The organism is Fulvimonas sp. R45 (genome assembly GCF_030504985.1).
GTDB lineage: Bacteria > Pseudomonadota > Gammaproteobacteria > Xanthomonadales > Rhodanobacteraceae > Rhodanobacter_A.
Genome location: NZ_JASERU010000046.1, coordinates 1 through 648, shown reverse-complemented (window position 1 = coordinate 648; position 648 = coordinate 1). Strand labels below are relative to the sequence as shown.

The window sequence follows — 648 nt, the reverse complement described above, 5'->3', positions numbered from 1 at the left end:
CCACAGGTAGTAGGAGGCCTCGCTGAAGCCGTGCTTGCGGCACAGCTCCTTGATCGGCAGGCCGGCATCCGCCTCACGCAGGAAGCCGATGATCTGTTCCTCGGTAAACCGCTTCTTCACGTCCAATCTCCTTCGGTTGGGGGATTGGACTCCAAACGGCCGTGCTACTCAAAACCGGGGGGACGTCGGAGGTAGCTGCGCCGCAACCGTTGTTCCAGCTCGGGCGCGAGAAAGGGCGGCCGGTTCATCTGGGCATGGCTCATCGCTGGCGAGGATAGGAACGAGGTCGTCGGGCAACGTGTACTCAGGATCGTTGTTGTCGATCTCGCCGAAGGTTACGCCAACCTTCGTCGCCATCAATGCGCGTTGCAGTTCCACGAGTCGTAAGGGATGGGGTGGCCCGCAATGTACGCCTTGGCTTTCGCTGAGAGCATCACATAGCGGCCGCCGTACTTTCCGAGGTCTGGACCTTGCGGCACCACCTCTGCCTTAACGCACATGACCGGGATGGGCTTTACCAATACTCCACCGACCCATACCTTGATCCAGTGAACCTGCCCCCTGAGAGCGGACGCCAAGAAGCACGGAGTCAAGCGGCCTGCTTCAGCTTCTTGGCATAGTCGTTGGGTGACAAGTAGCCGAGCGCCG

At 60.5% G+C, this 648-nt stretch carries 1 protein-coding gene; it reads right to left on the bottom strand.

Going from position 1 to position 648, the window contains the following annotated elements:
• Positions 1-120, bottom strand: a 120-nt coding sequence (locus tag QMK61_RS17590) for a transposase (RefSeq protein WP_302073530.1), incomplete at its 3' end; no start/stop codon positions are given.
• Positions 121-648 lie beyond the last annotated feature (528 nt).